The organism is Bacillus sp. R45 (assembly GCF_021729365.1).
Classification (GTDB): domain Bacteria; phylum Bacillota; class Bacilli; order Bacillales; family Bacillaceae; genus Bacillus; species Bacillus velezensis.
In genome coordinates this window covers 2117735-2143866 of sequence record NZ_CP091421.1, presented here as the reverse complement: position 1 = coordinate 2143866, position 26132 = coordinate 2117735, and the positions used below count along the sequence as shown (strand labels likewise).

Sequence of the window (26132 nt, the reverse complement as noted above, 5' to 3'; positions counted from 1 at the left end):
CCTTATTGAGTTTCTTGAGTGCTACTATTCTATCCCGCAATTTAAAAATGTAAATGTAAAATTAAAATTCCGTGTATTGATTATGTATCTTATAGCTTAGAGAATTTGGAATAAACTAAGGAAAACGATGAAAAGAAAGAGAAAAATAAAAGATCATTAAATAATTAATGATCTTTGGATTGCAAATAGTTAGCTCAATCGTTTGTAAGGAGATATTTTTCAGAAATTATATTTTGAAGGTGTTTTCGAAGTTTAATAATTCTTTGGTTAGCGGCTTGACGAGAAATTTGATGTTTTGCTGCATATTCTGAAACAGAAAAAGTCTCTCTGTCAAGTATTACTTGAAGTGCGTCTCTATCTTGTGGAGGTGTATTCTCTAGAAGAATTTTAACAAGTTCATTGGATTCAAGATTGCTCAGTGAATAATCAATTGTTGGCAATATGTCAATCATTTTAAGGTCTTTGTTATTTACTAGGGTATCTATAGATAAAATCCCTTTATTTTTATTTTTTAAAGTGTATCTAGAATACGTTACATTACGTACTCCCTTTTTCAATTTGTAATGTAGATATGTTGAGAAACACGTTCCATAATTGAAATCATAACCTTCATATGCTCTCCAAAGTTCAATTTCTAACTCTTGAGAAAAATCTTCCTCATCAATAAAGTTAAAAACAAATTTATTATTAGTTTGTTTTATTGTTTTTTTTATCATCGGCAGAAAATGTTTTCTCGTTTCTTCAAACGTTAATTTTAAGGCTCGTCCATCAGATAGTAAAATTGTTTTCAAACCATCAATCCTCCACAATACAGTAACTAATCTCAACAAATAAAGAACGTATGTTCTCGTTTTATTCTAACATAACTCTAAAAATAGCGAAAGTTGAGAACTTTCGGAGGTCTTGTTTGCTTACACAAGAAATAACTCAGTACCTTGCTGATGGCCCTTCATTACTAAAGACAGAACATGCAGTAAGAATTTTAGATGAGGAATGGCTTAATTTCTGACAGTGTTTATAGGTCATAAACCAGACTTAAGTTTTGATCGATTAAAGACCCCTTCTTAATGCAAGGAGGGTTTTTCTGTAATTATTCTCTTTTTATATGACTATTTCATTAAAATTTCATTTATAGTAATATAATCTAGTGAAAAAATATGAAAAGGGGATAAAATATGTCTCTCGTAAGTCCGGTTTTTTTGTTTAATTCCTTAAATACAAAAAGAGGCGGTATGACCAAAGCAACAATACATAGAGCGAATACACTCGTTTCAGAGTATAAAGAAACTCAATTTCTAACCATTCTTTTTCAAAAGAATCATAAAAGTATCATTCAGAATCTTTATAATGCCAATGAACTCGATGAAAGAGTGAAGGTTTATAATTTATTCAATGATCTAGATCCTTCTAAGAACAATAAAGAAGATCATCGTATAAAAGGGGATCCGAATAAAGAAGAAGAAGGCTTCGTCGTTTTTAAAGCAAACAATGCTTTTCGTTACTTCAAAGATGGTCTGTATGTAAAGTACAAAAAGTTCGATAACAATGGACGGCTTGCATATATTGATTACATGAATGAAGCTAGACACAGGCTTCGCAGAGAAGAATATAACGAGGATGGTTATTTAGTACGTGAACGCCAAATGGATTTGTTCAGCAACAAACCAAAGTTAGATCGTTATTTCGGAAAGGATGGGAAGTGTTATCTCACAACATGGTTAAAGCCTAAAGACGAAGAGATATTCCGCTGCAATCTTTTCTATCCCGAGCCTTTAGAATTTAAGAACCTAGAAGACCTGGCGGCATATTGGATAGCTAATCGAACAAAAGAGATTGAATCACCAATCATCATGTCTGACAACCCTAAAAATTTCAGTTTATTATTGGATAAAAGATTATCTGATGTGAGAAAAGTTGTTGTGTTGCACACTAATCATTACGATTTAAATGAGAAGGGTGAATTTGAATTAAGTCAACAATATAATGCTTTATTCAAGAACCCTGATAAATTTGATCAGATTGTGTTTTTGACTGAGGAACAAAAAAATGACTTTTCAAACGAGTTTGGAGAGCGGTTGAATTATCGCGTTATTCCACATGGAATAAGTAAACCTGACACTGAGAAGGATAATTCTAAGGTTAATCCGCACCTAGCGGTAACTTTGTCCCGCTATCATAAAGAAAAGGGTCTAGAGGAAGCTATAAAGGCATTCAAAAAAGTAGTTGATGTTATTCCAGATGCGAAATACGAAATTTATGGCGTGGGTGAGCATGAAACATACTTTCAAGAACTAATTGAAAAATTAAACTTAACGAAAAATATTGAATTAAAAGGGTTTACAGATAACAAAATTGAGGTTTATCAAAAAGCAGCTTGTTCAATACTCACTTCAAAATCTGAAGGATTTGGACTAACCATTCTTGAAAGCTTAGCCGCAGGTACACCAGTAACATCATATGATATTAAATACGGCCCTAAAGATATGATACAGAACGAGAAAAATGGTTATCTTGTTAAAACCCAAAATGAATTGGCAGACAGGGTAATAAAAATCATGTCTGAAGAAAAGACAAGAAAACGTTTGTCTAAGAGCACAAAGTCTATATTTAAAGGGTTTGGCCAGAAAGTTTATCAGAAAGCATGGTTTGCCTTGTTGAATGAATAAAAAAACAGCTCCTTCTATCAGATGAAGGGGCTGTTTGTTGTATGAGACTCTTTAAGGTTGATCATTGAAAACACATATCTTTAGTTTATTTTATTGCAAAGGTGGTTGGTATGCTTGATCGGCAATAATGAAGTGACTTCCAGATCTTACGTATGAATTTTTTGCGAGGACGGCATTGTCATTTAAGTAGGGAATTTTCCAAAATATGATCAGTTGGTCAACACTTTTTATTTTGTCGCCTATTCGAGCAGCTAGATCTTCGCTATACGTCTGCGTTATTTTTTTTGCTCTTTCGGGAGTATTTTTCAGATTGAATGACAAATGAACTAATGCTATGTATTGCTTTTCTTTATTTTTACTCATATCTTGATTCAATTCAATTTTATCGATAGAGACGTTTTTTAAATTGTTTTCAACTAAATCATTGATTTGATCTTCTTCTGTTTCATTTTCTATAACAGTAGTCGTATCCTCATCTTCATTCTGTTCATCTTCTCGCTTACTAATTAAGCCTGTTTCAGATATAAAATTTAATTCATCATCGTCAAATTCCAGAGTAACTGTTGATCCACTTTCTAACCCATCTTTCCCTGAATAAACGTATTCTTTAGAACCTGCATATAAATTGCTTTCTGATCTAGCTTTCCCGCCAACTATTTTCTTAACTTCCTCATAAGTCATGCCTTCTTTAATTTTATGAAATGTTTGTGGAGTTATAGCTGCTTCATGTTCATCTCCAAATTTAAAAATGAATCTGTTTGCAAGAGACATTAGAAGCAGGATTGACAAACATCCAATCGTAAGTTGAATTCCAAATTTTCTAGTAGACTTTAAAACAAGCAGACACAACCCTATGAATATTCCAACTATCATTAGGGCTGCAAATAGTGAATAAAATAAAGACATAACTTCCTCCTAGATTTAAACGATGATTCCATTTTAAAGGAATTGAGGATGTTTATCTATATTTTTATTTTGCGGAGATATGAATAAAAAATTTTCAATAAAGGAGATTATTTCACGTAAACCTATTGACTGTTGTAAATAGGTTTGGTATAATAAAAGTATCGAAAGGAGGTGCTAAAGTGGACGAGATCAGAAACATAGTTCTTATCATCGCTGGAATCGTAACCATTGTCAAAAATATTTATGATATTTGGCAGAAGGAAAGCGAGAAGCGAGAGAAGAACAGAAAAAAGCGCTCCCGCCGGACAAGCAAGAAGCGCTAAAACATAGTAAGACAAGGGGAGTGATCCCCTTGCTCCTACATTATATCACGTCCACGATGATATGAAAAAATATTTAAAGCACTACAATACATTAGATATGACGACGTTGTTTATTATATTAGTGGGTATTGTTGCAATTGATTTTGAAACAGCTGGAACATTGGGGAAGATTGCAGTTGTCATCTTATATATGGCTGCGTTCGTCACCATACTAAAAGGTTTTATTCTAATTTGGAGAGAGAACAGACATGACAGAAAATGAAAAGATACAGTTCATTCAAAAAGAAGTACTGACTGCAGCGGAAACTGGAGAATTCCTCGGTGTCACGAGGCAGCGTTTAAGCGCTCTCGTGAGCTCTGGGAAATTGAATCCGGTTAAGAAAGTAGGAACAGTGAGTTTATTTCTTCTGAGCCATGTTGAGGCACAAAAAAAAGAACTGGAAGCTGGTCGGAAGAAGTATCGGCCGTATGATGATTAATGATTTATATTTCGAAAAAAATAACACAAAAATAACAAAAATCACATCCAAGGATGAAAATGCGTGAATTCGTTTCTTCTTAAGAAGTGCTCAAAAGCGTGAATTTAAAGGGAAATAACACGTTATGAAAGTGTACGGTAAGTGAACAACTTATTTATAATATGATTCCTAAAACGAAAAAAACCCTTGATGTGACAAGGGTTCAAGAGGGTTAGTGATCCGTTTTCTTTAAAATAACACCTTATTTTATCCAGATCGAGGATGCTTCCGAAAGTTTGCTGAACTTTTTGCGAGGCATCTTCTTTTTTATTAGTTTCATTGTTTGAAAAGAAACAAATTGAGTGATGCGGCATCCGCCTTATTTCGCCGAAAAACCGTCCCGAACTATATATACGTGAACATATGACTGAATGTAAGAAAAAAAGGAGAATGGGGGATCATATCATAAACGAATATCATTGTTCGGACGGTGATGACACGAAACTTGGTTTAGACATGGAATGAAATGCCCGATGCCGAAGTGCAACTGCAGAATGGGCGCTGAGGGGGAGTGTCTTGTGCACCGATCCTTACAAAAGAGAGTAAAAGAAGGGAAAGCCCCTTCTTCTAATTAATCCATCCTTCAAAAGTTGCGCGATAGAACCCTTCGATTATCTCTACTTTCTTAAGGTAATAAGTAACACCATTTTTAACAGTTGTATTTGGGATATCCCATCTATGAAGGTAATCCATTGTAAAAGAATCTTTGGTCGCTTGTGTCGAAATTTTTGTTTGAGTTAAGTCGCTATTTGTATTGCCAGGGCTGGATGCAAAAGCAGGGGAAGCGGAAACGAGTAAAGCGAGAGACAAGGCAGAACCAGTTAAAACTTTTTTCAATTTCATTTTAAACACTCCTTTGTTTTTTCGATACACTTGTATTATTACATGAAATGCAAAAATAACCAAGGGATTATTTGTTAATATTTTGTGAGCGCAGCGTGAATTTTGTTAGGGGAGTAGATGGCAAAGGGGGCAATCCTTTCATCCGCTGTTGAAGCTTATTTCAGGATACTGATATGTATATAGAGAAAAAGAGTTGATTATTGCTGTCCTCTGGTGAGCTGCAGCCTTTGAGTGAGTGTTTGCTTTAGCTATTCCAGCGCTTTTCCAACGGGAAAGGTGTGATATGAAATTTAAAACTGAAACAATTGTACAAAAGTAAAAACTTTATTTAAAATGTTATAAATACTAATTTTCAATATAGGAGGTTATCTGGTGGCAGAAAAGAAAAAAGCTTTAATCATTGTGGATGTACAAAAAGCTTTCGATGATAAAAAATGGGGAGAACGAAATAACGTAAAAGCGGAAAAAAAAATTAGTAAAATACTGAAATTATGGAGAGAAAAAGGATGGACAGTCATATACATACAACATATTTCTGATAAACCTGGTTCTTTATTTTATCCAAAAAATGAGGGGGTTGCTATAAAGGAAATCGTTAAACCTATGGATAAAGAGGTCATTATAACCAAGAAAGTAAACAGCAGCTTTATCGGGACTAATCTAGAAGAGATTTTAAAATCAAATGATATAACAACTGTCGTAATAACTGGTTTGACTACGCCCCATTGTGTTTCAACAACTACAAGAATGAGCGGTAATTTAGGGTTTGATACCTACCTCATTTCAGATGCAACAGCAGCCTTCGGAATGAAAGACCAAAATGATACATATTATGATGCCGAGACTATTCACAATATATCTCTGGCTACATTGCATGACGAATTTGCCACAATATTAACGACTGATCAATTAATCAATGATTTTATAAAAACAAACTGATTAACATTATGGCTAAGGCCGGCGGTGGGTATAGCGGCTGAAAAGCATATTCAGGCGCATACAAGGATCTCGTCTGAAAAAAGGCATCTGCTTCAGATGTTTTTTTGTTTCTTGAAAAACGGGCTGGTAAAAAATGATCGGCGCGGTTAACGGTCTGATTCGGCTTCGGTTTTGAATAACAAAAGGTTTTACTAATCAGCGAATTATTCAAGATTTTTTGGCTTGTGCTGAGTCTGGTGTCTTTTGATTTCCTCGAATAGATTGGCTTGATCATCTTTTTGTGGCTGAGGCTCTTTGTTAAGACTTTTTGGGTCGGTCACATTTTTAAGATCTTTGATGGTTAAAGGCTTACAGTCATCTTTTAATTCGTAGGCTAATTGTCCATTAGCTTCTAAAGTGGCATATTTAATTGAAATGCCAAGAAGCCTTAAACGCATTTCGAGTTGATCTGCTGTCAGTCTCAGCTTCTTTAAGTTTTCTATATTGAGTTGGCCGTCTTCTATAACAAATTTAGATTTTCCGGTTAAAAAAAATTCAATCCAGTTAACTTTTACTTGAAACCATTCCATCAACATTAAAGCACTAAAAGGATAGACGCAGCGATTAATGTTTTTAATAAACTGGTTTCTAAAATGGGATGAACGATAATCGTACCGATTGAAATCATCACCATTGTCTGTGCGATGGTCATTTGTGCAATGGATTTTCTCCCTGAAATTCTCAGTAAAATCATTCCGAATGCAATTATAATTAATTCTTCCCAAGCAAATCTCATGTTATCACCCTGGATTGTGTTTTATCAAAAATGAAAGAGCAAGTAAGAGGTTTCTTAACGTTAGCTGGGGAACTCAGGCGTCGATAAAATGTTCTGGATTGATAGAGTTGAGACTCGGCTTTTGGATAGACACGCGGGAGAGAATTTTAGTTTATGTGTTTTTGCGTCTAAAAGCAGAAACATTACAACTAATAATGATCATCGGATGTAATAAAATTACGCACCTAGGTGCTATATGCTGGATCAATTATAAAATGGAGTGAAACTAAAAAAAGGGGCAAAGCCCCCTTATATTAGCAGCTTTTTAGTTGTTACTTGAGACAATCATTCCGCCGTCATGAAAAATCAGCTTTTGTAGACGGCTGTCCAAGTGCCATCAGCACCATGGAAGGTGATGTTGTCTAAATAATAGGTGATTCCATTCCGGTAAATTGAAGTAGGATAATCAGGGCCATAACCATTAAGTATGAACGTCGCCAAAGCAGATACTTCCTTCGTTTTGCTTTCTGCAGAAGGTGTATCAGCAGGACCTGCGGCAAAAGCAGGGGCGGCAGAACAGAGTAAAGCGAGAGATAGGGCTGAGCCGGCTAAAGCTTTTTTCATTTTCATTGCAAACACTCCTTTTCTTTTTTAATACAATTGTATTATTACATATTATGTTAAACATGTACATGCCTATCTTTGTTAATTTTTTGTGAACAAACAGATAATCTATTTAAACGCAGAGATGTAATAAGTATGATGATGAAGCAATTATCATCTATAAAAATAAGATCAGGAAGCAGATGATTTTCTCGAAAATCATCTGCTCTTGCGAAATGAGGAGTTACATGACATTTACGGAACGGGCGGTAGCCATTATCAAACAGATTCCTGAAGGAAAAGTGATGACGTATGGTCAAATTGCCGGTCTTGCGGGAAGTCCGCGGGGAGCGAGGCAGGTTGTGAGGATTCTTCACTCCATGAGTAAAAAGCATCGTCTTCCTTGGCACAGGGTCATCAATGCAAAGGGTGAAATCGGATTAAGAGATGAAGAGATGTTTTCTGTACAGAAGCTGTCTCTTGAAGCTGAGGGCGTAGCGGTCACGTCAGACGGACGGATCGATCTCAATTTATACGTCCATGATCCGAATATGTAAAAAACCTGCCGTATATATCGGCAGGTTTTTCAGTTATATGCTGCGAGCCGGCCAGAAAGGTTTTGCCGGATATAAGGCCATTCCTCCCGAAGAATGGAGTAGTAGGCGGTATCTCTGAGGCCGCCGTCGACAGCCGGAATATGCGCGCGGCGGATCCCTTCAAATTGGGCACCGATCCGCAAAATCGCAGTTCGTGAGCGCTGGTTGCGAACATCGGTTTTCAGCGTCACCCTGACAGCTTGCCACGCGTCAAACGCATGGGTCAGCAACAGAAGTTTACATTCCGTATTGACACCGGTCCGCTGTACGGCAGAGGCATACCATGTGCTGCCGATCTCACACACTTCCGGGGCTGCGTCCGCCGGCCGCGTAAACACTTCCGCATCCATAAACCGCGTGCTTCCGATGATTCGCTCTGTTTCAAGACTCCGTACTGCAAATGGCAATGCAAGTCCTTTTTCATAATCGGAAAGCGCACGTTCAATATAACGCTTTGTTTCTTCGATTCCGTCAGGAACATGGGTGTAAGCGTAAGTCCTCCTATTTTCTGAAGCAGCTTCACAAAGTGCCTGAGTGTGATCAATCGTCATCGGCTCTAACTGAACGAGTGACCCTTTAAGAATGACGGGCTTCAGCATTCTTATCACAACCTTTTTTTATGAATGGATCAAGTATAGTCGAGCGGCTTATCATTCAAAAGGGCCAATTTTAAATTAAAAGGGCATGTCAGTGAAATCCTCGATTCAAACTTATGCATACATTCAGGAAAAAAGCGGAAACCTTTATGTGAAGAGGTGATGGGCATGGCATATGTGTTATCGGTCGGAACCAGCATTCCGGAATATCATGTCTCGCAAGAAACGGCGGCGGATTTTGCGAGAGGGATGTTTGCCGATTCATTTAAGGATATTGACCGGCTGTTAAAAGCCTTTCAAAACGGCGAAATTGAATCAAGGCAGTTTGTCCGGCCGATTGAATGGTATAAAACGGCGCGGGGTTTTTCAGAAAAGAACCGGCTGTATACGGAAGAAACCGTTAAGCACAGTGCGGATGCGGCACTTGATTGTTTAACAAACCCGGATTGTTTAACAAATCCCTTTCCTTATGAAAAAGTGGATGCGATCTTTTTTATTTCCAGCACCGGGCTTTCGACACCCAGCATTGAAGCGAAAGTGATGAATCAGCTGCCGTTTTCTGCGAAAACAAAACGGATACCGATCTGGGGCTTAGGATGCGCGGGCGGAGCGGCCGGCCTGTCCAGGGCGTACGAATACTGCCGCGCATATCCTGAAGCATACGTGCTTGTCATCGCGGCTGAACTCTGCAGCTTAACGTTTCAGCCGAACGACAAGTCAAAAAGCAACTTAATCGGAACTTCCCTGTTTGCGGACGGCATTGCCGCAGTACTAGTCGGAGGAGAAAAGGCGAACCGAAACGGCGTCAAACAGCCGCTTCTTCCGCGGATATTCGCCACTCAATCGGTGATGATGCCGGATGCGGAAGATGTGATGGGCTGGGAATTCACCGACAGCGGTTTTCAAGTCATTTTTTCAAGAGATATTCCCACCCTGGTTTCACAGTGGCTGAAGGACAATGTTGATGAATTTTTAATAGAATATGGTGTCGGTCCTCACGACATTAAAACCTTTCTTGCCCATCCAGGCGGGAAAAAGATCATTGACGCCTATTTAACGAGTCTTTCAATGGACATCGGTCAGCTGGAGGCATCTCGGAAGGTGCTGCAAAAACATGGGAACATGTCTTCCGCAACTATTTTTCATGTGATAAAAGAACAGTTGCTCCGCGGCCGGCAGAAAGAAAACGAAAAAGGGCTGATCGGCGCTCTCGGGCCGGGATTTTCGTCTGAGCTTTTGCTGTTCAGCTGGGAAAAGGGGGCTTCTTAATGTTTTGGCTGTTTATCATGCTGCTTGCGGCCCAGCGGATTGCGGAGATGATCGTGGCCCGGCGCAATGAGCAGAAGGTGAAAAAGCAAGGCGCAGTCGAATACGGAGAAGGACATTATCCCTTTCTCGTCCTGATGCACGTGCTCTTTTTTGTCTCTCTTACAGCTGAGGTGGCGGCGTTTCAAAAAACGCTTTCTCCAAGGTGGGCCGCCATTATATGTATTATTTTATTTGTACAGGGGATCAGGTATTGGGCTCTATTATCATTAGGGCGGTATTGGAATACGAAAATTCTTGTCGTGCCGGATGCGGAGCTTGTCAGAAAGGGGCCGTACAGGTGGATGAAGCACCCGAACTACGCGGTCGTCATCTTAGAATTTATTTTTCTGCCGCTGTTATACGGAGCGTATTGGACACTGTTTCTCTTTTCGATTCTCAATGCCTGCATGCTCACTGTGAGGATTCGCGCCGAAGAGAAAGCGCTAGAAGAAAACACCGCAAAATAGAGATTGAAAATCATTCTCACTCATGATAAGATGTAAATATGAAAATGATTCTCATTCAAGGTGGTGCCGAAAATGACAATGTTATTTTTATTTGCAGCCGTTTGTACATACAGTGTTTTGATTGGTTTCGTATTGAAAAAAGTTTCGAATAAATCGATGTCTTCTTAAACATCTGCGGTTTTTAATGCCGCGGGTGTTTTTTCTTTATCAGCTGCCGATATCGGCGGCTTTTTTACGTTTCCTGAAGAAAAGTGGGCCATTCTTGTGTAAAATGGGGGAGAGGTTTTTTTCAGAGCTTTCTAAAAATGAAAACGTCATTTGATGCGACAGACACAAAGGGGTTAAGACACATGACAGAAGAAGAACGCCATAACAGGGAGATTTTCAGCAGAACGGGTGCCTTATACGTACAATTATTGGATCACCAGGATGAAAAACGGGCCGATCAGCTCGCGGCCATTATGAAAAAAGCGGCTGATGAAGAGGTTTATATCGCGTTTACCGGGCATTATTCGGCCGGAAAGTCCTCTTTATTAAACACATTGCTCGGTGAAGACATACTGCCGACAAGCCCGATTCCCACAAGCGCCAACCTCGTTGTCATCCGGCACGGTGAAGATAAAGTCGTGCTTCATACGACGGACGGGGCTTATGCAGAAATTAAAGGAAGTTACGATAAAAAACAAGTGCAGCAATTCTGTAAAGACGGTGAGCAAATTGAAACGGTGGAAGTCTATGCCGGCTTTAAGGAGTCAGAGCCTTATGCGGCCTACATTGACACACCGGGAATTGATTCGACGGACGAAGCGCATTTTTTATCTGCCGCTTCGGTTCTCCATCAGGCTGACGCTTTATTTTACGTCGTTCATTATAATCACGTTCATTCAGAAGAAAATATGCTGTTTCTCAGCTCCATCAAAGACCGTATTCCGAATTTGTTTCTGATCGTCAACCAAATTGACAGGCATGATGAAACTGAAACGAAGTTTGAAGAGTACCGCAGGCAGGTGGAAGATATGCTTGAAGGCGCGGGAATACCGAAAGAATCGCTTTTCTTTACGTCTGTCACTGAGCCTGACCATCCTTTAAACGGCATGGAACAGCTGAAAAAACATCTGCAGAAGCTGAAACAGCAGGCAAAAACAAATTTATGGTCCTTAACGGAGAGAAAAGTCGCACACTTAGTCAAAGAGCATACAGAGATGCTCGTAAAAGATGATAAAAACGGAAGCGGAGAGCAGTTTGACAAACAAGAAGCACTTGTCCGTTCTGTTGAAGATGAGCTTAATAAAGCCGTTCAACAGGCTGAAACAGCAGAGAAAGACATCAGAAAAGACGTGCAGAACATATTGCAAAACGCTAATTTGACACCCTTTGAGATGAGGGAGCTTGCATCTGCTTATATTGAATCACAGCAGCCCTCATTTAAAACCGGATTATTCTTTTCAAAAGCGAAAACGGCTCAGGAGAAAGAGAGAAGGCATGCTGAATTTTTTGCCGATATTAAAAAAAGAACGGAAGGGGAAGCGGATTGGCACATTATCGACACATTTACGAAAGCGGCCAAGCGGTATGAAGCGGATTCGGACGAACTGATCAAGAAAATCCAGGCGTACCGCACACCGCTTTCTGATGATATCACCGCTCAGGCCCTTAAGCAGGGAGCGGCCTTTTCATCTGAATACGTATTAACTTATACGAAAGACCTCGCTGAGATGATCAGAAGGGAAGCCAAAAGACAGACAGCGGAACTCATTGAGGAGCTGACCGCTTATGTTCAGGCAAAAAACGGACCGCTCATTGAGAACTTGAAAAACCGGCTCGAAAAAGAAAAGAAGATAAGGGATGAGCTCGCGCAATCGGCAAAAGAAGAACGCAATGCCTTGGAAAAAGCAGCCCGGGTCCGCGCTTTGTGGGAAGAAGAATTGACCTGTGATACGGGAAGCGGCGACTGGTATACGCGAAAAAAACGCCTTGCAAAAGCGCCCGTTCAAAAAGAGAAACCAAAAGAGAATGTACAGTATGAAGTAAACAAACCCGAAAAAAATGCGATGAAGGAACTTCCTATAAAAGAGCAGACTGATCGGTTCTATGAGCTTGCCGGGATTCTTGAATCCTCGAGCATATTAGGAAAACAGGCAGAAGCCTTTCGAAGCAGGATTGAGCGGCTTGAAAACCGCCAGTTTACCTTGGCGTTATTCGGCGGATTCAGTTCCGGTAAATCATCATTTGCAAATGCGCTTGTCGGTGAATACGTGCTTCCGTCATCACCGACGCCCACAACGGCTACGATCAACAAAATAACGAAACCGCAAGCCGGCAAACCGCATAAATCTGCGGAGATCGTTTTTAAGACGGAGGAGGATCTGGACGCTGAAATGCTTCAGCTGACTGAGCTGAAAGACGCTGATGTAAAGGGGCGTTCACTGAAAGAGAGATGGAATTATGCCATTAAAAAGGGAAAAGTTCCGGATGAACTTATCCCGGTGATTCAGACGATGCTGCAGGCGTTTGATACGTATGAAGAACAGATCCGTCAAAGGCTGACACTGACGGTGCCGGTGGAAGATTTAAAACCGTATGCAGCCGAAGAAAAAACGGCCTGCTGCGTAAAAGAAGTCACCGTGTATTATGATTCGCCTCTCACGCAAAAAGGCATCACAATTGTTGATACGCCGGGAGCAAGCAGTATAAACAAGCGCCATACGGAACTTGCCTTTCAATATATAAAAGATGCTGACGCGTTCTTTTATATGACGTACTATCAGCATTCTTTTTCAAAAGGAGACAGGTCTTTTCTGAAGAAACTCGGCCTAGTCAAAGAATCATTCGGCATGGATAAAATGTTTTTTGTCATTAACGCCGCCGATCTGGCCAAAACCGAAAGCGAGCTGGAAACAGTCAAAGACTATGTCCGCTCAGAACTCTCAAAAGAGGGAATTAACCGGCCGAAATTATATCATGTCTCAAGTAAAGAAGAGCTTGCGGGTAAAAAAGCAGCTTTTTATAACAGGTTCTCTGATGTAAGAACCGGACTTGAGCACTTTATTGAGGAAGATGTAATGAGGGCCAGCTGCGCCCAGCTGAAAACAGAGGCGGACAAATTGTGCGATATGGTGGAACAGCTTCACGAATCTCTTCACCAGTCGGCAGGAGAAAAAGAGAAAAAGAAACAGCGTCTGGAGTCTTCCTATGAAAAAGCTCTCGCTGACATTTCAAAGCGCCGTACGTCTGAGGTCATCATTCGAAAGGTGATGAAAGATACGGAAGAACAGCTCTATCACATTAAACATCGCCTGACGTTTTATGCGAATGATATGCTGAAAACCGCCTTCCATCCGGGCCTTCAAAACGGCGATTGGAAACAAAATATAGCAGCGGCGCTGAATGAAGCGCTCAAAGAATTCCGTTTTGAATATATTCAAGAGCTGAAAACGCTCGATATCCGGATGACCGGTTTTATTGAGCGCCATATGACTGAGGAATGGATGGAAAACTGTCAGAAGAAACTTATGGAAGACGGAGATTTCTCCATATATGTGAGCGCCGAAAACGAATTTGCCGTTCAGCTGAAAGAGGTCGCTCCGGTCATTGACGTCTCGGCATTCACACATCACATAAAAGAAGTTAAATCGCCGAAGCAGTTTTTTGAACAGAACGGAAAAAGAGCATTTGTGGAAGGGCTCAGGCTCAGCCTGCAAAAAGTGACGGAAAAGTGGCTTGAGCAGGAGAAAGAAAGCCTTTCAGAGCGATATACTGAGCAGGTGCGCCGTCTGCAAAAAGACATGGCGGATAAAAGCCTGTCCCAGATCCGCGACCAGCGGGACACTTATTTACAAGGTCTTGCGGAAAATACAAGTGCAAGGGAAATTGAACACCTTTACGAAGCCGAAAAAGCATGGAAAAAGAAAGATGAAATGCTGAAAATTTAAAAATCCGGTTGGCGGGCAGATAACAGTCGTGGTAGACTAAAATGAAAAAAGCGAGATGAAACCTTTTATGTCAGAAGTCCATAAAGCAATTTCAGCACATTCCGCAAAACAGCATCAGCACGTCAAAACATTTGTACAGCTTGACTACCAGCGTGAACAGGCCATTGAAGAAGCCATTGTAAAATGCAGACAGAATGAACCGTTCACGACAGATGCCATCAATGGCATTACCGCAAAAATGAACCAGCTGGCGAAAAAGGGCATCGTGCCGCAAAGACGATTCGTAAGTGAAGAGATGGTGAAAGAATTCGTCAGCAGACAGTAATGGATGAACCTGCCGCGTGTGTCATCAGCGCTTGCTGTACATACTATCCGTATCTTCTCTAAGGGGGGATATGACAATGGGCAGAACAAAACTGGGAAACAGAAATGCTCAGCAGAATAACAATGCCAAAAAGAAAAACGGTTTCGGACAGAAATTTGATTCTTATGCCGGCCGTGAAGCTGAAAAGCTGATGGCAAGCAATAAAAGACACGGTGAGTAACGTGACGGCAGCATCTTCCAAATGGGGGGATGCTGTTTTTTTACCGCCTTCTTTGGTAAAATAGGAACATTGAATAAAAAAAGGAGTTTCGATATATGAATAACAAATTACTGCTCGTGGACGGCATGGCGCTTTTGTTCCGCTCGTTTTTCGCGACGGCCGTTCATCGCAATTTTATGATAAATGAAAACGGAATCCCGACAAACGGCGTCAACGGTTTTTTAAAGCATCTCATTACGGCGGTTGATACATTTCAGCCCACACATGTCGTCTGCTGCTGGGATATGGGAAGCAAAACGTACCGCAATGATTTGTTTCAAGATTATAAGGCCAACAGAAGCGAACCGCCGCTTGAGCTGATTCCGCAATTTGATTTAGCGAAAGAAGCAGCGCGAGAGCTCGGTTTTTTAAACATCGGCATAAAAGGCTATGAGGCGGATGACTGTATCGGTACGCTTTCTGCCCTATTTTCCGGAGAAGCGGAAATTACGATTGTAACGGGCGATAAAGATCTGCTTCAATTGCTGAATCATCAAGTTCAAGTAGCGCTGCTGCAAAAGGGTATCGGCAATTATAAGGTATATACAGATGAGATATTCAGAGAAGAAACGGGGGTTCCGCCAAAAGCGCTGATTGACATTAAGGCGCTGATGGGAGACACGAGCGATAACTATCCCGGCGTTAAAGGGATCGGGGAAAAAACGGCGTACAAGCTGATCCGTGAATACGAAAACATAGAACGGTTATTAGAAAGCCTCGCTCTCTTGCCGAAGGGCCAGCAAACGAAAATTCAGCAAAGCTTGAAAGAATTGGAGCTGTCAAGGCAGCTTGCTGAAATACATTGCGAGGTGCCGTTAGTCTGTACGCTTGAAGAAGCGATTTTTTCATTGAAGATGGAAGAAGCATCCTTAATGCTCAGACGCCATCAGATAAAAGGAATTGAAAGAATGCTCGAAAAGCTGAACGCCAGAGAGATCAGCTGATCCCTCTAGCGTTTTGTATTGCTTTTTTTTGCGTTGTTTTCAAGGGCTGATTTCGGGTCTTTATGCGCATTTCCTTCCATATTTCCCTGAGGATTCACGCCCCCGGTCTGCCGGCCTTTATTTTCTTTTCTCATAGCTGTTCACCTCATTTGTAGGATGAACAGTGAAACGCAATTTCATTCCGGTTATTTATTCAGCCGGACCGCTTTTTTTGCGAGCTGATCGGCTGTTTGGTTTTGTCTGCCGGGAATCCACTTAATGAAAAACAATGGAAATCCGGCCTTTAAGCGGATGATTTCATCCACAAACGGCTGGAAAGCCTTGTTTTTAACCGCTTCAAGTTCCGCGGCCCGCTCCACGATATCTGAATCCGTCCGGAATGACACGGACTCAAATCCGCGGGCGGCACACAGCTTCATTCCTTCAATTAAAGCGAGAAATTCAGCTTCCTGATTTGAATGGTCGCCGATCGGAATTGAGAAAGATTCTGTTTTCCCGTCATGTTTAATAAAAATACCGATACCGGAGGGGCCCGGGTTTCCGGCGCTTGCACCGTCCACGTAAATTTCAGCAGGCATCATCCGTCACTCTCCCTTCGGTGTCATTCGTTTTGCCGCATACGCATAAGGGACAGAAATGAGTGATACCGCAAATTTAATCAGGTAAGTCGAAATAAAGATGCTGAACCATACGCCCGCGGAATAAACGCCGATAAAGGCCACGGCAGTGAAGATAAATGTATCCAGCAGCTGGCTGAGCGCCGTGCTTCCGCTGTTTCTGAGCCAGAGAAGCCTGTCTGAAGGAAAGATTCTCCGAATGGCTGAATATACATAAACATCTATCGTTTGGCTGAAAATAAAAGCCAAGAGGCTTCCGAGTGCAACACGCGGCAGAAAACCGAAAATCGTCTCAAGGGCAGGCTGCGCGATATCTGACGCAGCCGGTTTATATAAAAGAGCCCCCTGCATGGCGCATGTCAAAGCGAGCAAAGTGGAAAAGCCGAGCCAGACGGCTTTGCGCGCTTCTCTGGGACCGTATTTTTCATTCAGCACATCCGTTGCGAAGAAAACGGTGCCGTACATGATATTTCCTAGTGTCGCCGTAAGCCCGAACAGCTCAACTGTTTTGACAACCTGCAAGTTGGCGCACACCGTGGCGAAACCGATCCATACGAATAGGCCCGTTTTGCCAAATCCTTTATAAAACAGAAGAACAATGATAAAATGAATGACCGCAAATAAGATCCATAACACATCGTTAAACAAAACCTGCTGACTTCCTTTCAATTTGAGAATGGTTTGATTATAGCACACGCCCGTCAACTAATGAATGGTAAGGTGATTTCAATGAATCTTAAGCCGTATATCGAAATAGAAGCAAAAGGAACAGGCCCTGTCGCGTTTTTTTCCGAAGATTGGCTGACCGTTCCGAAAGCGCGCATGCTTGCAAGAGAAGTCAGCCGCTTTCCTTATATAAAAGACATTTATTTTGAGGATGAAAAAGGCGCGAGCTGGACGCTTAAAGAATTAGAAAAGCTTACTGAAGAACTTGCGTACGAACCTGACGACATTACAGTGTATTTCGACGGCGGCTTTGACAAAACAAGCGGACGCGCCGGACTCGGAATTGTCGTGTATTATTCTCTCGGCGGCAAGCGGCATCGCATACGGAAAAACAAAAGCTTAACGCTTCAGACGAACAATGAGGCGGAATATGCCGCTTTGTACGAAGCGCTTAAGGAAGTGCAGGAACTTGGCGCAAGCAGAAATTCAATCACGATAAGAGGGGATTCCCTCGTCGTTTTGCATCAGCTTGACGGCAGCTGGCCGTGTTATGATGAAACGCAAAACGAATGGCTGGATAAAATTGAAGCGCTGCTCGAATCCTTAAAGCTGACACCGACATATGAAGCCGTAAACCGAAAGGAAAATCAAGAAGCGGATGACCTTGCCAGAAAAATTCTCTCGGACCGGCAGATTGAAAGCCGCATAACATTAGAAGGTAACGGAGATGACTGATATTGGATAAAAAAAGCATTTATAAAGAATTGACAGAGCTTCAGGATGAATATTGCAAAGACTGTTTCGTAAAAAAGCATTTCCGCAAAGAGTTTGGAAAAACGCACGCTCATTCTTTCTGCATCAACCAATGCACGGTGGGGGAGAAGCTGAAAGCCTACGGCAAGGTGCTGACAAATCAATAAAAAATAAAACCGCAGCTTCTGCGGTTTTATTTTTCGAATTCATCAAGCTGATGCTGGCAATCGTCGAGAAGCATTCGCTGCTTTTGCAGAAAATCCTGGTCGAGAGCTTGCAGTTCACTGGATTGTGACATCGTTCTGGCATCCTGAATCGCCTGGTAAGCAGACTCCACCAAAGTTGAACTTTGGCCCCGGGTAGCCGCTCCCGTTGTTTTCTGGGCCGTTTCCACCGCTAATTCAAGCTGGCGTTTATCCGTCAGTCCGTTTGGAAAAAATTCAGAGTCCATTAAAAAACACCTCCGCAAATAGTTTGGAGATTTTTTTTAGAAATATGTACGGAAAATAGAAAAAAATATAGAAAATAAGCCGATATAACTATTGAACCTGATTAATTAGGGCTTATTTACTATTATTCAGGGTATCTTGGGAGAGAAGGGAAAAACCAGCCGTGAATGATAATGATTTAAAAACAATCCTTCAGCAGACATTTAAAGAAATATACGGTGATTTGGGAAGTTTAGCGGAAATGGCGAAAAAAGGAATGCCGTCAATGGAGAAACAAATTGAAGAAATCGAGCAGCGCTGTAAGCAGAATCTTGTCGCAATTGAGATTCAGACGGCAATCAAATAGGAGAGGCATACGCCTCTCCTCTATTTGTCATCTGATCAACATGTATTGAGTTTAGAGTTTTACAACATTAGAAGCTTGAGGTCCACGATTACCTTCGACAATTTCAAAAGAAACTTCTTGTCCTTCTTCTAATGATTTGTATCCTTCTCCTTCGATAGCAGTGAAGTGAACAAATACGTCGTCTCCGCCTTCAACTTCGATGAAGCCGAATCCTTTTTCGTTATTGAACCATTTTACTTTACCGTTTTGCATATTGCTTAATTCCTCCTAGTACTGTAGCACCTTCGTGCTAAAAAAAATTTTGTCATCATCCAACCGTACGTATGTAAACGTTGTTAAATGATGGTTCAACTATACACCATATGGGAGCGGGCGTCAAGCGGCCGCTCCCTATTTTTTATCTTTATTTTTCCAGTAACAAAGCTTAACCGGAAAAAAACAAAAAGCACACGAATCGTTCGTGTGCTTTTCTTTTACGATAATGCCATATCCGCCTTCCCGGCCATCATTTCAGATTCTTTTATAATGTCCTGCAAAATGACTTCAGAAGAGTTGGGGAGGTGAAGGCTTTTAATATTGCTCTTCATCCGGTTCAGCTTCTCCTCATCCGCAAGAAGGGAGGTGACAGACTCTAAAATTTCTTCGTGGCGGTTGACCACGACAGCCGCACCGCGATCTTCAAAGAAAATGGCGTTTTCCTTTTCCTGTCCGGGAACCGGTTTGTACAAAATAACGGGTACGCCGATCGCCGTCGCTTCCGTCAGTGTGATGCCGCCTGGTTTTGTGATCATGCAGTCCGTAATACGGAACAGCTCGTCAATTCTTTCTACATAACCCAGCACTTTCAGCCGGTCGGCATTGTCACCTTCCAAGCTGCTGAGGGATTCTTTCAGCGAGCTGTTTTTGCCGCATACCACCACAACCTGCACCTGATCGTCATGAACGAGATTTTCGCACAGTTCTTTTACGTTTTTCAGCACACCATGCGCTCCCGCCATAATAAGAAGAACTTTTTTGTCGGGAGAGAGATTGTATTTTTTATAAATCGGCTCTTTCGGCATCGATTCCTCGAATTGAGGCCTGATGGGAATGCCTGTGATCTTTACGTTGTTCGGGTGAGTGCCGATTTCAATCAGTTTTTCCTTTACGTAATCTGTGGCGACATAATATTTATCAACATTTTCATGAACCCAGATTTTGTGAAGGCAGAAATCGGTCATAACGTTGAACGTCGGGATCACTTTTCCGGTTCTCCGTCTGTATTCCGGTACGACAATCATCGGAAATGTATTGATAATAATGTCCGGCTTATGCTCTTCAACGAGCTGGCCTAAACGTTTATTTCCCATTTTAAAATAAATATTGAATTTGCGTTTATTATAGATTTTGTCAACTCCGTAATAAAACAAACGATAAAACTGTTTCCCGATTGAGAAGCTTTTTAAATAAAGGTATTGAGTAACCTCTGAAACAATCGGATTTGACTCTTGATACAAATTGGAAACCGTCACATCTAAGCCGAGACGCAGACATTGTTCGTAGAGCGTTTTGGCCACTTGAACATGCCCGTTTCCGTAATTTGCAGTCAAAATTAATACTTTTTTATTGGTATTCAAGTAAATTCACCTCAATGTAATCAACAACAAGCAAGCTTCATGCATCGTAAGGAGTTATTGTCTATAGATAAACATAACACAAGTGCATCATTTTATAATAAGCGCGCCAACATATTTAAACTAAATTTAATTGATATGTTCCATTATTTTAAAGTTTTGTTATACGCATACTGAATCAAGAGTATTTTATCATATTTTTGTCACCGTATCACTTAAAACAAAAATTAATCCCATTCATACGGAGTTTCCTGATATACGTAATAATTCAGCCAATTCATAAACAATAACGTTGCATGAGCTTTCCAGCGGTTAACAGGTTCTTTCCCGCCGGGCGCAAAATAGTGCTTAGGAGCTTCTACGTTTGAAAGATTTCTCTCTATGTCTCTCTCATACTCCTGAAGCAGCGTATCGGTATCATATTCCGGATGACCCGTTAAGAAAATCTGTTTTTCGTCTTTTGAAACGATTAAACAGACCCCCGCTTCCTCTGAAACGCTGAGCACATTCAGATCCGAAGCCGATTGCAGCTGCTCCGTATTAATATCTGTATGCCGTGAGTGTGGCACATAGTATAGCTCGTCAAATCCTCTTACCAATCTCTCATGTTTTTTAAGAACGGTATGCTCAAACACACCGAAGATTTTTTTCGGCAGCTCCACTTTCTCAATGCCGTAATGATAGTATAAACCGGCTTGAGCGCCCCAGCAGATATGGAGTGTTGAAGTGACGTTCGTTTTGCTCCATTCCATGATTTCCTTCAATTCTTCCCAGTAAGAAACATCCTCAAACGGCAGGTGCTCAATCGGAGCCCCGGTAATAATCATTCCGTCAAACCGTTTGTGGCGGATGCTGGAAAAATCCGTATAAAATTCATCCAGATGCTGCCTTGCCGTATTTTTTGGAGTATGTGTGCTCGGAATTAAAAACGTAAAGTGAACTTGTAAAGGTGAATTCCCAAGCATCCTGAGGAGCTGGGTTTCCGTTTGGATTTTTTTCGGCATCAGATTTAAAATCACGATCTTCTGCGGCCGGATATCCTGATGAAAAGCCCGGCTTTCATCCATTACAAAGATGTGTTCACTTTCAAGCACCTGCTTAGCGGGCAGGTGATTTGGTATATTAATAGGCAACATGCCACCTCCGTTATTCCCCGTTAATTTTCTTCATTATAGAAATTTTTAAGCCATTTTTCAATCCATCCCGGCGTAATAAACCGCATTTAACGCATAATGACAGGGATAAAAGCGGCAAATGGGTATAAATTCGGAGCGGCTCTTTTATTATGACGGGTAAAGAGCCGTTTGGTTCCTCGAAAAATACGTTTTCCGTTAAGTGGAAGGAAAAAGCGGTTACCGTTTGTTTTGCAGTGTAAAACAGGTAAAATAAATGAAGAATGTAAAAAGGAGGGCCGCAGATGACAATTTACGATATAAACGTACGGACCATAACAGGCGAAGACATGACGCTATCGGCTTACAGAGGCAAGGTGATGATCATTGTGAATACAGCAAGCAAATGCGGGTTTACATCCCAGCTCAAGCAGCTTCAGGAGCTCTATGATACATATCGGGAGGAAGGTCTTGAAATATTGGGATTTCCCTGCAACCAATTCATGAACCAAGAACCTGGAAACGAAGCGGAAATTCAAGAGTTCTGTGTGAAAAACTACGGAGTCACATTCCCGATGTTTGCGAAAGTTGATGTCAATGGGGCAGACGCTCATCCTCTCTTCAAATATCTGACGGAACAGGCGAAGGGGATGCTCGGCACAAAAGCGGTCAAATGGAATTTCACTAAGTTTATCGTGGACCGAAACGGTGAAGTCAACGGGCGTTTTTCACCGAACGTCAACCCAAAAGAGCTTGAAGATACGGTGCAGAGGCTTTTGGCCCGATAAGAGGTGATACGGTGAACGAAAAAGAGCAGCTGGAAAGCGTCAGGAATTGGGTCAGAGAAAAGCTTATCAATGAACGTACGGGCCATGACTGGCTTCATATTTCCCGGGTCGCAACACTTTCTGTTTATATGGCAAAAGAAGAAGGCGCCGACTTATTTATCACTGAGACGGCCGCGCTGGTTCATGATCTGATTGACGCCAAGCTCGAAAAAAGCGAAAGGCTGACGGCAGGCGAAGTGACAGAACGGCTGGCTGCTTTCAACATTGCGGCTGGCTCCATTGAGGAGATCGCGGATATCATCACGAGAATGTCATTCAGACACAGGGAACTGCTGATAAAGCGGCCGCTTTCATTGGAGGGGAAAGTTGTTCAGGATGCAGACATGCTTGATGCGATCGGCGCAGCGGGCATCGGCAGGGCTTTTATGTTTGCCGGCGCTAAGGGTCACCCGATGTACGGAACTCAAACAAGTGTACTGGCCCATATAGAGGATAAATTAATCAAGCTTAAAGGCTTGATGAATACAAAAGCGGGGGCCGGTTTAGCAGAGGAGCGGCATCAATTTCTCTTGCAGTTCGCCGCCCGTATCCAAAAAGAGGCCGGCATCGGCAAAAGCTAAGCGGCGCAATAGAACGCTTGTGCCGACTATGTTAGAATAAGTGTCAGATTGCGCATAGGAGGACCAATATGAAGATTAAATCAATAGAACCGACGCCGAGTCCGAACACGATGAAAGTGATTTTGACTGAAGAGCTTCCGGCGGGGAAAAGCAACAATTACAAGCCCGATCAGGCAGATGATGCTCCGGCCGTCGTACGTGATATTTTAAACATTGAAGGAGTAAAGGGCGTTTATCACGTTGCCGATTTCCTGGCTGTGGAGAGAAACGCCCGTTTTGACTGGAAGGACATTCTGCCTCAGGTCCGTTCCGCTTTCGGAATGGAACATACGGAGCAGTCTGAGAGCCGTTCTGAACAGGAATCGTTCGGTGAAGTGAAGGTTTTCGTACAAATGTTCAGCGGAATCCCGATGCAGGTCAAATTGACGGACGGCGAACGTGAAGAGCGCTTCGGCCTTCCGGAACGTTTCCAAGAAGCCATCTTAAAGCTGCGTTCCGAAGCTTCAAATGTTGTATTTGAGCGGGCTTGGAAAGAACAAGGCGTGCGCTTCGGGGATTTTACCGAAATCGGACACGATGTCACAGAAGAGCTTCAGGCCGCCTACAGTGATGAGCGGCTCAAACGCCTGACAGAAGCAGCCGTACAGCAAAAGGGTGAGGCCAAACCGGCAGTGCAGCGGAAAGCTTATAAAGTGACTTTGGAAATGCTCGATGATGAAGACTGGAAACAGCGCTATGCCCATCTTGAGCAAATGGATCCGGATGAAGACGATTTACCAGTATTGGAAAAGGCGCTGCATGATCCGAAGACTTCGATCAGAAGACAAGCCGTCGTTTATTTGGGAATGATCGAAAAGCCGTCTGTGCTTCCGCTGTTATACAAAGCGCTTGAAGACAAAACGGTGACGGTCAGAAGGACGGCGGGTGACTGTCTGTCGGATCTCGGCGATGCGAGCGCCATCCCGGCTATGATGAAATCGCTCAGTGACTCAAGCAAGCTCGTGCGCTGGCGCGCGGCCATGTTTTTATATGAAGTCGGCGATGAAAGCGCGCTGGAAGCATTAAAAGCGGCGGAAGACGATCCGGAATTCGAAGTCAGCCTGCAAGTCAAAATGGCGATTGAACGGATTGAGCACGGAGAAGAGGCGAAAGGTTCAGTCTGGAAACAGATGACTGAAAGCAGAAAAAAAGAACAGTGATAACAAAAAGGTGCGCCATGCACCTTTTTTATTTGAATTCACTTTTTATAAAAATTATTTAGAATATTGTTGAAAAATGATTCAAAACTCTATATAGTAAGTACAATATTAATTGTTGGAGGGTTTTTATCGAAATACAGAAAGAATAGAAAAGCGAGACAGGGCAAAGACGCTGTAAACAGGTAATTTGCAGAACGCGCCCTAGAATAAACTGAAAATTTTAAAAATAGTGCACAGTCTAAAAACAGTAGGGGGATCACCATGGCAGAATTACGCAGCAACATGATCACACAGGGAATTGACAGAGCGCCGCACCGCAGCCTTCTTCGCGCTGCCGGCGTAAAAGAAGAAGACTTCGGCAAGCCGTTTATCGCGGTCTGTAATTCATACATCGATATCGTTCCCGGGCATGTTCACCTGCAGGAATTTGGAAAAATCGTAAAAGAAGCAATCAGGGAAGCGGGCGGTGTGCCTTTTGAATTTAACACGATCGGAGTAGATGACGGAATCGCGATGGGGCATATCGGCATGAGATATTCACTGCCGAGCCGTGAAATCATTGCCGATTCAGTTGAAACAGTCGTCTCGGCGCACTGGTTTGACGGAATGGTCTGCATTCCGAACTGCGACAAAATTACGCCGGGAATGCTGATGGCGGCTATGCGGATTAATATTCCGACCATTTTTGTCAGCGGGGGGCCGATGGCAGCCGGCCGCACAAGCGACGGCCGCAAAATTTCACTTTCTTCAGTATTTGAAGGCGTTGGCGCATATCAAGCCGGGAAAATCGGTGAAAGCGACCTGCAGGAGCTGGAACAGTTTGGCTGCCCGACGTGCGGATCTTGTTCAGGCATGTTTACGGCAAACTCCATGAACTGTCTGTCTGAAGCGCTCGGTCTGGCGCTTCCGGGAAACGGAACAATTCTGGCAACTTCACCGGAGAGAAGAGAGTTTGTGAGAAAATCAGCGGCCCAATTGATGGAGACCATTAAAAAAGACATTAAGCCGCGCGATATTGTCACCGAAAAAGCGATTGACAACGCCTTTGCGTTAGACATGGCTCTCGGCGGCTCAACCAACACAGTGCTACATACGCTTGCGCTTGCCAATGAAGCTGGGGTTGAGTACTCTTTAGAACGCATTAACGAAGTGGCTGAACGGGTGCCTCACTTATCGAAATTGGCGCCGGCCTCGGACGTCTTCATTGAAGATCTGCACGAAGCGGGCGGAGTCTCGGCGGCCCTTAATGAATTGGCCAAAAAAGAAGGGGCGCTTCATCTTGACGCGCTGACTGTAACAGGCCGCACACTCGGAGAAACAATTGCGGGTCATGAAGTAAAGGATTATGACGTGATTCATCCGCTTGACAATCCGTTTACCGAAAAAGGCGGTTTGGCCGTCCTGTTTGGGAATCTGGCTCCGGACGGCGCCATTATCAAAACAGGCGGCGTACAGGACGGGATTACAAGACATGAAGGTCCCGCTGTCGTCTTTGATTCTCAGGATGCCGCGCTTGAAGGTATTATAAACCGCAAAGTAAAAGAAGGAGATGTTGTCATTATCCGTTATGAAGGGCCAAAAGGCGGACCGGGCATGCCGGAGATGCTTGCTCCGACGTCTCAGATTGTCGGGATGGGGCTTGGCCCGAAAGTGGCGCTTATTACAGACGGCCGTTTTTCAGGAGCGTCCCGGGGTCTTTCAATCGGGCACGTATCACCTGAAGCGGCTGAAGGCGGCCCGCTCGCATTCGTAGAAAACGGCGACCATGTCATCGTTGACATAGAAAAACGGATTTTGGACGTACAAGTGCCTGAAGAAGAATGGGAAAAACGCAAGGCCGAATGGAAAGGCTTCGAGCCGAAAGTAAAAACAGGATATCTGGCCCGGTATTCCAAACTCGTAACAAGCGCCAATACAGGCGGAATCATGAAAATATAAAACAGAGGCCTGAACAATTGAATTCCGGCCCCCTCTATAGTATCCTTGACTT

General features: G+C 42.4%; 31 protein-coding genes and 2 pseudogenes. 19 read left to right on the top strand and 14 right to left on the bottom strand.

Annotated elements, in window-relative coordinates; translation table 11 throughout:
- Positions 1 to 194: 194 nt before the first annotated feature.
- Positions 195 to 791 (bottom strand): sigma-70 RNA polymerase sigma factor region 4 domain-containing protein, encoded by a 597-nt coding sequence (locus L3V45_RS10395; RefSeq protein WP_236836961.1) that lies wholly within the window; start codon positions 789 to 791, stop codon positions 195 to 197.
- A 384-nt stretch (positions 792 to 1175) separates the two neighbouring features.
- Between L3V45_RS10395 and L3V45_RS10390 the strand changes: the two genes are divergently transcribed.
- Positions 1176 to 2666, top strand: a complete 1491-nt coding sequence (locus tag L3V45_RS10390; protein WP_272904598.1) for a glycosyltransferase — start codon at positions 1176 to 1178, stop codon at positions 2664 to 2666.
- Between the two features lie 90 nt (positions 2667 to 2756).
- On the opposite strand, the gene L3V45_RS10385 is transcribed toward L3V45_RS10390, so the two are convergent.
- On the bottom strand, positions 2757 to 3572 hold the full coding sequence (locus tag L3V45_RS10385) for a hypothetical protein (RefSeq protein WP_025852550.1): 816 nt from the start codon (positions 3570 to 3572) through the stop codon (positions 2757 to 2759).
- A gap of 179 nt (positions 3573 to 3751) precedes the next feature.
- On the opposite strand from L3V45_RS10385, the gene L3V45_RS10380 reads away from it, so the two are divergent.
- Positions 3752 to 3895 (top strand): hypothetical protein, encoded by a 144-nt coding sequence (locus tag L3V45_RS10380; RefSeq protein WP_162918044.1) that lies wholly within the window; start codon positions 3752 to 3754, stop codon positions 3893 to 3895.
- Between the two features lie 248 nt (positions 3896 to 4143).
- The gene (locus tag L3V45_RS10375; protein ID WP_052586126.1) at positions 4144 to 4374 is read left to right on the top strand and encodes a MerR family transcriptional regulator; all 231 of its coding nucleotides are present in this window, start codon (positions 4144 to 4146) and stop codon (positions 4372 to 4374) included.
- A 606-nt stretch (positions 4375 to 4980) separates the two neighbouring features.
- Here the strand turns inward: L3V45_RS10375 and L3V45_RS10370 are convergent.
- Entirely contained in the window at positions 4981 to 5256 is a 276-nt protein-coding gene (locus L3V45_RS10370) for a hypothetical protein (protein ID WP_003153555.1), read from the bottom strand.
- 372 nt (positions 5257 to 5628) lie between these two features.
- On the opposite strand from L3V45_RS10370, the gene L3V45_RS10365 reads away from it, so the two are divergent.
- Positions 5629 to 6195 carry a cysteine hydrolase family protein gene (locus tag L3V45_RS10365; RefSeq protein ID WP_236836957.1) on the top strand — a complete coding sequence of 189 codons (567 nt, stop codon included), beginning with the start codon at positions 5629 to 5631 and terminating at the stop codon, positions 6193 to 6195.
- Positions 6196 to 6398: 203 nt separating this feature from the next.
- On the opposite strand, the pseudogene L3V45_RS10360 reads toward L3V45_RS10365, so the two are convergent.
- Positions 6399 to 6970, bottom strand: a pseudogene (locus tag L3V45_RS10360) (DUF421 domain-containing protein).
- 345 nt (positions 6971 to 7315) lie between these two features.
- Positions 7316 to 7579: a hypothetical protein gene (locus L3V45_RS10355; RefSeq protein WP_003153557.1), complete on the bottom strand. Its 264-nt coding sequence runs from the start codon at positions 7577 to 7579 to the stop codon at positions 7316 to 7318.
- Positions 7580 to 7800: 221 nt separating this feature from the next.
- Between L3V45_RS10355 and L3V45_RS10350 the strand changes: the two genes are divergently transcribed.
- Positions 7801 to 8109 carry an MGMT family protein gene (locus tag L3V45_RS10350; protein WP_014305272.1) on the top strand — a complete coding sequence of 103 codons (309 nt, stop codon included), beginning with the start codon at positions 7801 to 7803 and terminating at the stop codon, positions 8107 to 8109.
- Between the two features lie 29 nt (positions 8110 to 8138).
- Here L3V45_RS10350 and L3V45_RS10345 read toward each other — a convergent pair whose 3' ends face one another.
- Complete coding sequence (locus L3V45_RS10345; protein WP_003153561.1) at positions 8139 to 8747, bottom strand: GNAT family N-acetyltransferase; 609 nt, start codon at positions 8745 to 8747, stop codon at positions 8139 to 8141.
- A gap of 165 nt (positions 8748 to 8912) precedes the next feature.
- On the opposite strand from L3V45_RS10345, the gene L3V45_RS10340 reads away from it, so the two are divergent.
- The 7 genes from L3V45_RS10340 to L3V45_RS10310 all read left to right on the top strand — a co-directional run bounded on the left by L3V45_RS10340 (position 8913) and on the right by L3V45_RS10310 (position 15979).
- Positions 8913 to 10013 (top strand): type III polyketide synthase, encoded by a 1101-nt coding sequence (locus L3V45_RS10340; RefSeq protein WP_024085520.1) that lies wholly within the window; start codon positions 8913 to 8915, stop codon positions 10011 to 10013.
- A complete protein-coding gene (locus tag L3V45_RS10335) occupies positions 10013 to 10519 on the top strand; it encodes an isoprenylcysteine carboxyl methyltransferase family protein (RefSeq protein ID WP_003153565.1) in 507 nt (168 codons plus the stop codon). Before L3V45_RS10340 ends, L3V45_RS10335 begins: the two co-directional genes overlap by 1 nt.
- 72 nt (positions 10520 to 10591) lie before the next feature.
- On the top strand, positions 10592 to 10687 hold the full coding sequence (fbpC, locus tag L3V45_RS10330) for a Fur-regulated basic protein FbpC (protein WP_025284905.1): 96 nt from the start codon (positions 10592 to 10594) through the stop codon (positions 10685 to 10687).
- Between the two features lie 182 nt (positions 10688 to 10869).
- The gene (locus L3V45_RS10325; protein ID WP_236836953.1) at positions 10870 to 14451 is read left to right on the top strand and encodes a dynamin GTPase; all 3582 of its coding nucleotides are present in this window, start codon (positions 10870 to 10872) and stop codon (positions 14449 to 14451) included.
- Positions 14452 to 14518: 67 nt separating this feature from the next.
- Complete coding sequence (locus L3V45_RS10320; RefSeq protein WP_003153568.1) at positions 14519 to 14776, top strand: YpbS family protein; 258 nt, start codon at positions 14519 to 14521, stop codon at positions 14774 to 14776.
- 76 nt (positions 14777 to 14852) lie between these two features.
- Positions 14853 to 14996, top strand: a complete 144-nt coding sequence (locus tag L3V45_RS10315) for a hypothetical protein (RefSeq protein WP_003153570.1) — start codon at positions 14853 to 14855, stop codon at positions 14994 to 14996.
- 95 nt (positions 14997 to 15091) lie between these two features.
- Positions 15092 to 15979: a 5'-3' exonuclease gene (locus L3V45_RS10310; RefSeq protein WP_003153572.1), complete on the top strand. Its 888-nt coding sequence runs from the start codon at positions 15092 to 15094 to the stop codon at positions 15977 to 15979.
- 5 nt (positions 15980 to 15984) lie between these two features.
- Here L3V45_RS10310 and sspL read toward each other — a convergent pair whose 3' ends face one another.
- From sspL to L3V45_RS10295, 3 genes are read right to left on the bottom strand one after another with little or no spacing between them, the layout of a single operon-like run.
- Positions 15985 to 16113 carry a small, acid-soluble spore protein L gene (gene sspL / locus L3V45_RS10305; RefSeq protein WP_079005148.1) on the bottom strand — a complete coding sequence of 43 codons (129 nt, stop codon included), beginning with the start codon at positions 16111 to 16113 and terminating at the stop codon, positions 15985 to 15987.
- Positions 16114 to 16164: 51 nt separating this feature from the next.
- Positions 16165 to 16557: a reverse transcriptase-like protein gene (locus tag L3V45_RS10300; RefSeq protein ID WP_003153577.1), complete on the bottom strand. Its 393-nt coding sequence runs from the start codon at positions 16555 to 16557 to the stop codon at positions 16165 to 16167.
- A 6-nt stretch (positions 16558 to 16563) separates the two neighbouring features.
- Positions 16564 to 17244: a queuosine precursor transporter gene (locus L3V45_RS10295; RefSeq protein WP_003153578.1), complete on the bottom strand. Its 681-nt coding sequence runs from the start codon at positions 17242 to 17244 to the stop codon at positions 16564 to 16566.
- Positions 17245 to 17325: 81 nt separating this feature from the next.
- Between L3V45_RS10295 and L3V45_RS10290 the strand changes: the two genes are divergently transcribed.
- The gene (locus L3V45_RS10290) at positions 17326 to 17997 is read left to right on the top strand and encodes a ribonuclease H family protein (protein ID WP_024085518.1); all 672 of its coding nucleotides are present in this window, start codon (positions 17326 to 17328) and stop codon (positions 17995 to 17997) included.
- A 2-nt stretch (positions 17998 to 17999) separates the two neighbouring features.
- A complete protein-coding gene (locus tag L3V45_RS10285) occupies positions 18000 to 18182 on the top strand; it encodes a zinc-finger domain-containing protein (protein WP_003153581.1) in 183 nt (60 codons plus the stop codon).
- Positions 18183 to 18208: 26 nt separating this feature from the next.
- Here L3V45_RS10285 and L3V45_RS10280 read toward each other — a convergent pair whose 3' ends face one another.
- Positions 18209 to 18466 carry a DUF2564 family protein gene (locus L3V45_RS10280; RefSeq protein WP_003153583.1) on the bottom strand — a complete coding sequence of 86 codons (258 nt, stop codon included), beginning with the start codon at positions 18464 to 18466 and terminating at the stop codon, positions 18209 to 18211.
- A 161-nt stretch (positions 18467 to 18627) separates the two neighbouring features.
- On the opposite strand from L3V45_RS10280, the gene L3V45_RS10275 reads away from it, so the two are divergent.
- Positions 18628 to 18810 carry a hypothetical protein gene (locus tag L3V45_RS10275; RefSeq protein WP_003153585.1) on the top strand — a complete coding sequence of 61 codons (183 nt, stop codon included), beginning with the start codon at positions 18628 to 18630 and terminating at the stop codon, positions 18808 to 18810.
- 51 nt (positions 18811 to 18861) lie between these two features.
- Here L3V45_RS10275 and cspD read toward each other — a convergent pair whose 3' ends face one another.
- The 4 genes and pseudogenes from cspD to metA form a co-directional block, all read right to left on the bottom strand.
- Complete coding sequence (gene cspD / locus L3V45_RS10270) at positions 18862 to 19062, bottom strand: cold-shock protein CspD (protein WP_003153604.1); 201 nt, start codon at positions 19060 to 19062, stop codon at positions 18862 to 18864.
- A 15-nt stretch (positions 19063 to 19077) separates the two neighbouring features.
- Positions 19078 to 19189, bottom strand: a pseudogene (locus L3V45_RS10265) (hypothetical protein); the annotation flags it as partial.
- 94 nt (positions 19190 to 19283) lie between these two features.
- Positions 19284 to 20426, bottom strand: coding sequence for a diglucosyl diacylglycerol synthase (locus L3V45_RS10260; protein WP_003153606.1), 1143 nt, complete (start codon positions 20424 to 20426; stop codon positions 19284 to 19286).
- A gap of 224 nt (positions 20427 to 20650) precedes the next feature.
- Positions 20651 to 21556 (bottom strand): homoserine O-acetyltransferase MetA, encoded by a 906-nt coding sequence (gene metA / locus L3V45_RS10255; RefSeq protein ID WP_014305265.1) that lies wholly within the window; start codon positions 21554 to 21556, stop codon positions 20651 to 20653.
- Between the two features lie 284 nt (positions 21557 to 21840).
- Between metA and L3V45_RS10250 the strand changes: the two genes are divergently transcribed.
- The 4 genes from L3V45_RS10250 (at position 21841) to ilvD (ending at position 26080) form a co-directional block, all read left to right on the top strand.
- A complete protein-coding gene (locus L3V45_RS10250; RefSeq protein WP_015388087.1) occupies positions 21841 to 22323 on the top strand; it encodes a glutathione peroxidase in 483 nt (160 codons plus the stop codon).
- 11 nt (positions 22324 to 22334) lie between these two features.
- On the top strand, positions 22335 to 22943 hold the full coding sequence (locus tag L3V45_RS10245; RefSeq protein WP_003153612.1) for an HD domain-containing protein: 609 nt from the start codon (positions 22335 to 22337) through the stop codon (positions 22941 to 22943).
- Positions 22944 to 23011: 68 nt separating this feature from the next.
- Positions 23012 to 24142 carry a conserved virulence factor C family protein gene (locus tag L3V45_RS10240; RefSeq protein WP_003153614.1) on the top strand — a complete coding sequence of 377 codons (1131 nt, stop codon included), beginning with the start codon at positions 23012 to 23014 and terminating at the stop codon, positions 24140 to 24142.
- A gap of 261 nt (positions 24143 to 24403) precedes the next feature.
- Positions 24404 to 26080 (top strand): dihydroxy-acid dehydratase, encoded by a 1677-nt coding sequence (gene ilvD / locus L3V45_RS10235; protein WP_007409524.1) that lies wholly within the window; start codon positions 24404 to 24406, stop codon positions 26078 to 26080.
- The last annotated feature ends 52 nt before the right edge of the window (positions 26081 to 26132 follow it).

Bases quoted from the DNA above. Each gene is read 5' to 3' on its own strand.
- L3V45_RS10390 (WP_272904598.1), top strand. From the start codon at position 1,176: ATGTCTCTCGTAAGTCCGGTTTTTTTGTTTAATTCCTTAAATACAAAA.
- L3V45_RS10385 (WP_025852550.1), bottom strand. From the start codon at position 3,572: ATGTCTTTATTTTATTCACTATTTGCAGCCCTAATGATAGTTGGAATA.
- L3V45_RS10375 (WP_052586126.1), top strand. From the start codon at position 4,144: ATGACAGAAAATGAAAAGATACAGTTCATTCAAAAAGAAGTACTGACT.
- L3V45_RS10370 (WP_003153555.1), bottom strand. From the start codon at position 5,256: ATGAAATTGAAAAAAGTTTTAACTGGTTCTGCCTTGTCTCTCGCTTTA.
- L3V45_RS10355 (WP_003153557.1), bottom strand. From the start codon at position 7,579: ATGAAAATGAAAAAAGCTTTAGCCGGCTCAGCCCTATCTCTCGCTTTA.
- L3V45_RS10350 (WP_014305272.1), top strand. From the start codon at position 7,801: ATGACATTTACGGAACGGGCGGTAGCCATTATCAAACAGATTCCTGAA.
- L3V45_RS10345 (WP_003153561.1), bottom strand. From the start codon at position 8,747: ATGCTGAAGCCCGTCATTCTTAAAGGGTCACTCGTTCAGTTAGAGCCG.
- L3V45_RS10340 (WP_024085520.1), top strand. From the start codon at position 8,913: ATGGCATATGTGTTATCGGTCGGAACCAGCATTCCGGAATATCATGTC.
- L3V45_RS10335 (WP_003153565.1), top strand. From the start codon at position 10,013: ATGTTTTGGCTGTTTATCATGCTGCTTGCGGCCCAGCGGATTGCGGAG.
- fbpC (WP_025284905.1), top strand. From the start codon at position 10,592: ATGACAATGTTATTTTTATTTGCAGCCGTTTGTACATACAGTGTTTTG.
- L3V45_RS10325 (WP_236836953.1), top strand. From the start codon at position 10,870: ATGACAGAAGAAGAACGCCATAACAGGGAGATTTTCAGCAGAACGGGT.
- L3V45_RS10320 (WP_003153568.1), top strand. From the start codon at position 14,519: ATGTCAGAAGTCCATAAAGCAATTTCAGCACATTCCGCAAAACAGCAT.
- L3V45_RS10315 (WP_003153570.1), top strand. From the start codon at position 14,853: ATGGGCAGAACAAAACTGGGAAACAGAAATGCTCAGCAGAATAACAAT.
- L3V45_RS10310 (WP_003153572.1), top strand. From the start codon at position 15,092: ATGAATAACAAATTACTGCTCGTGGACGGCATGGCGCTTTTGTTCCGC.
- sspL (WP_079005148.1), bottom strand. From the start codon at position 16,113: ATGAGAAAAGAAAATAAAGGCCGGCAGACCGGGGGCGTGAATCCTCAG.
- L3V45_RS10300 (WP_003153577.1), bottom strand. From the start codon at position 16,557: ATGCCTGCTGAAATTTACGTGGACGGTGCAAGCGCCGGAAACCCGGGC.
- L3V45_RS10290 (WP_024085518.1), top strand. From the start codon at position 17,326: ATGAATCTTAAGCCGTATATCGAAATAGAAGCAAAAGGAACAGGCCCT.
- L3V45_RS10280 (WP_003153583.1), bottom strand. From the start codon at position 18,466: ATGGACTCTGAATTTTTTCCAAACGGACTGACGGATAAACGCCAGCTT.
- cspD (WP_003153604.1), bottom strand. From the start codon at position 19,062: ATGCAAAACGGTAAAGTAAAATGGTTCAATAACGAAAAAGGATTCGGC.
- L3V45_RS10250 (WP_015388087.1), top strand. From the start codon at position 21,841: ATGACAATTTACGATATAAACGTACGGACCATAACAGGCGAAGACATG.
- L3V45_RS10240 (WP_003153614.1), top strand. From the start codon at position 23,012: ATGAAGATTAAATCAATAGAACCGACGCCGAGTCCGAACACGATGAAA.
- ilvD (WP_007409524.1), top strand. From the start codon at position 24,404: ATGGCAGAATTACGCAGCAACATGATCACACAGGGAATTGACAGAGCG.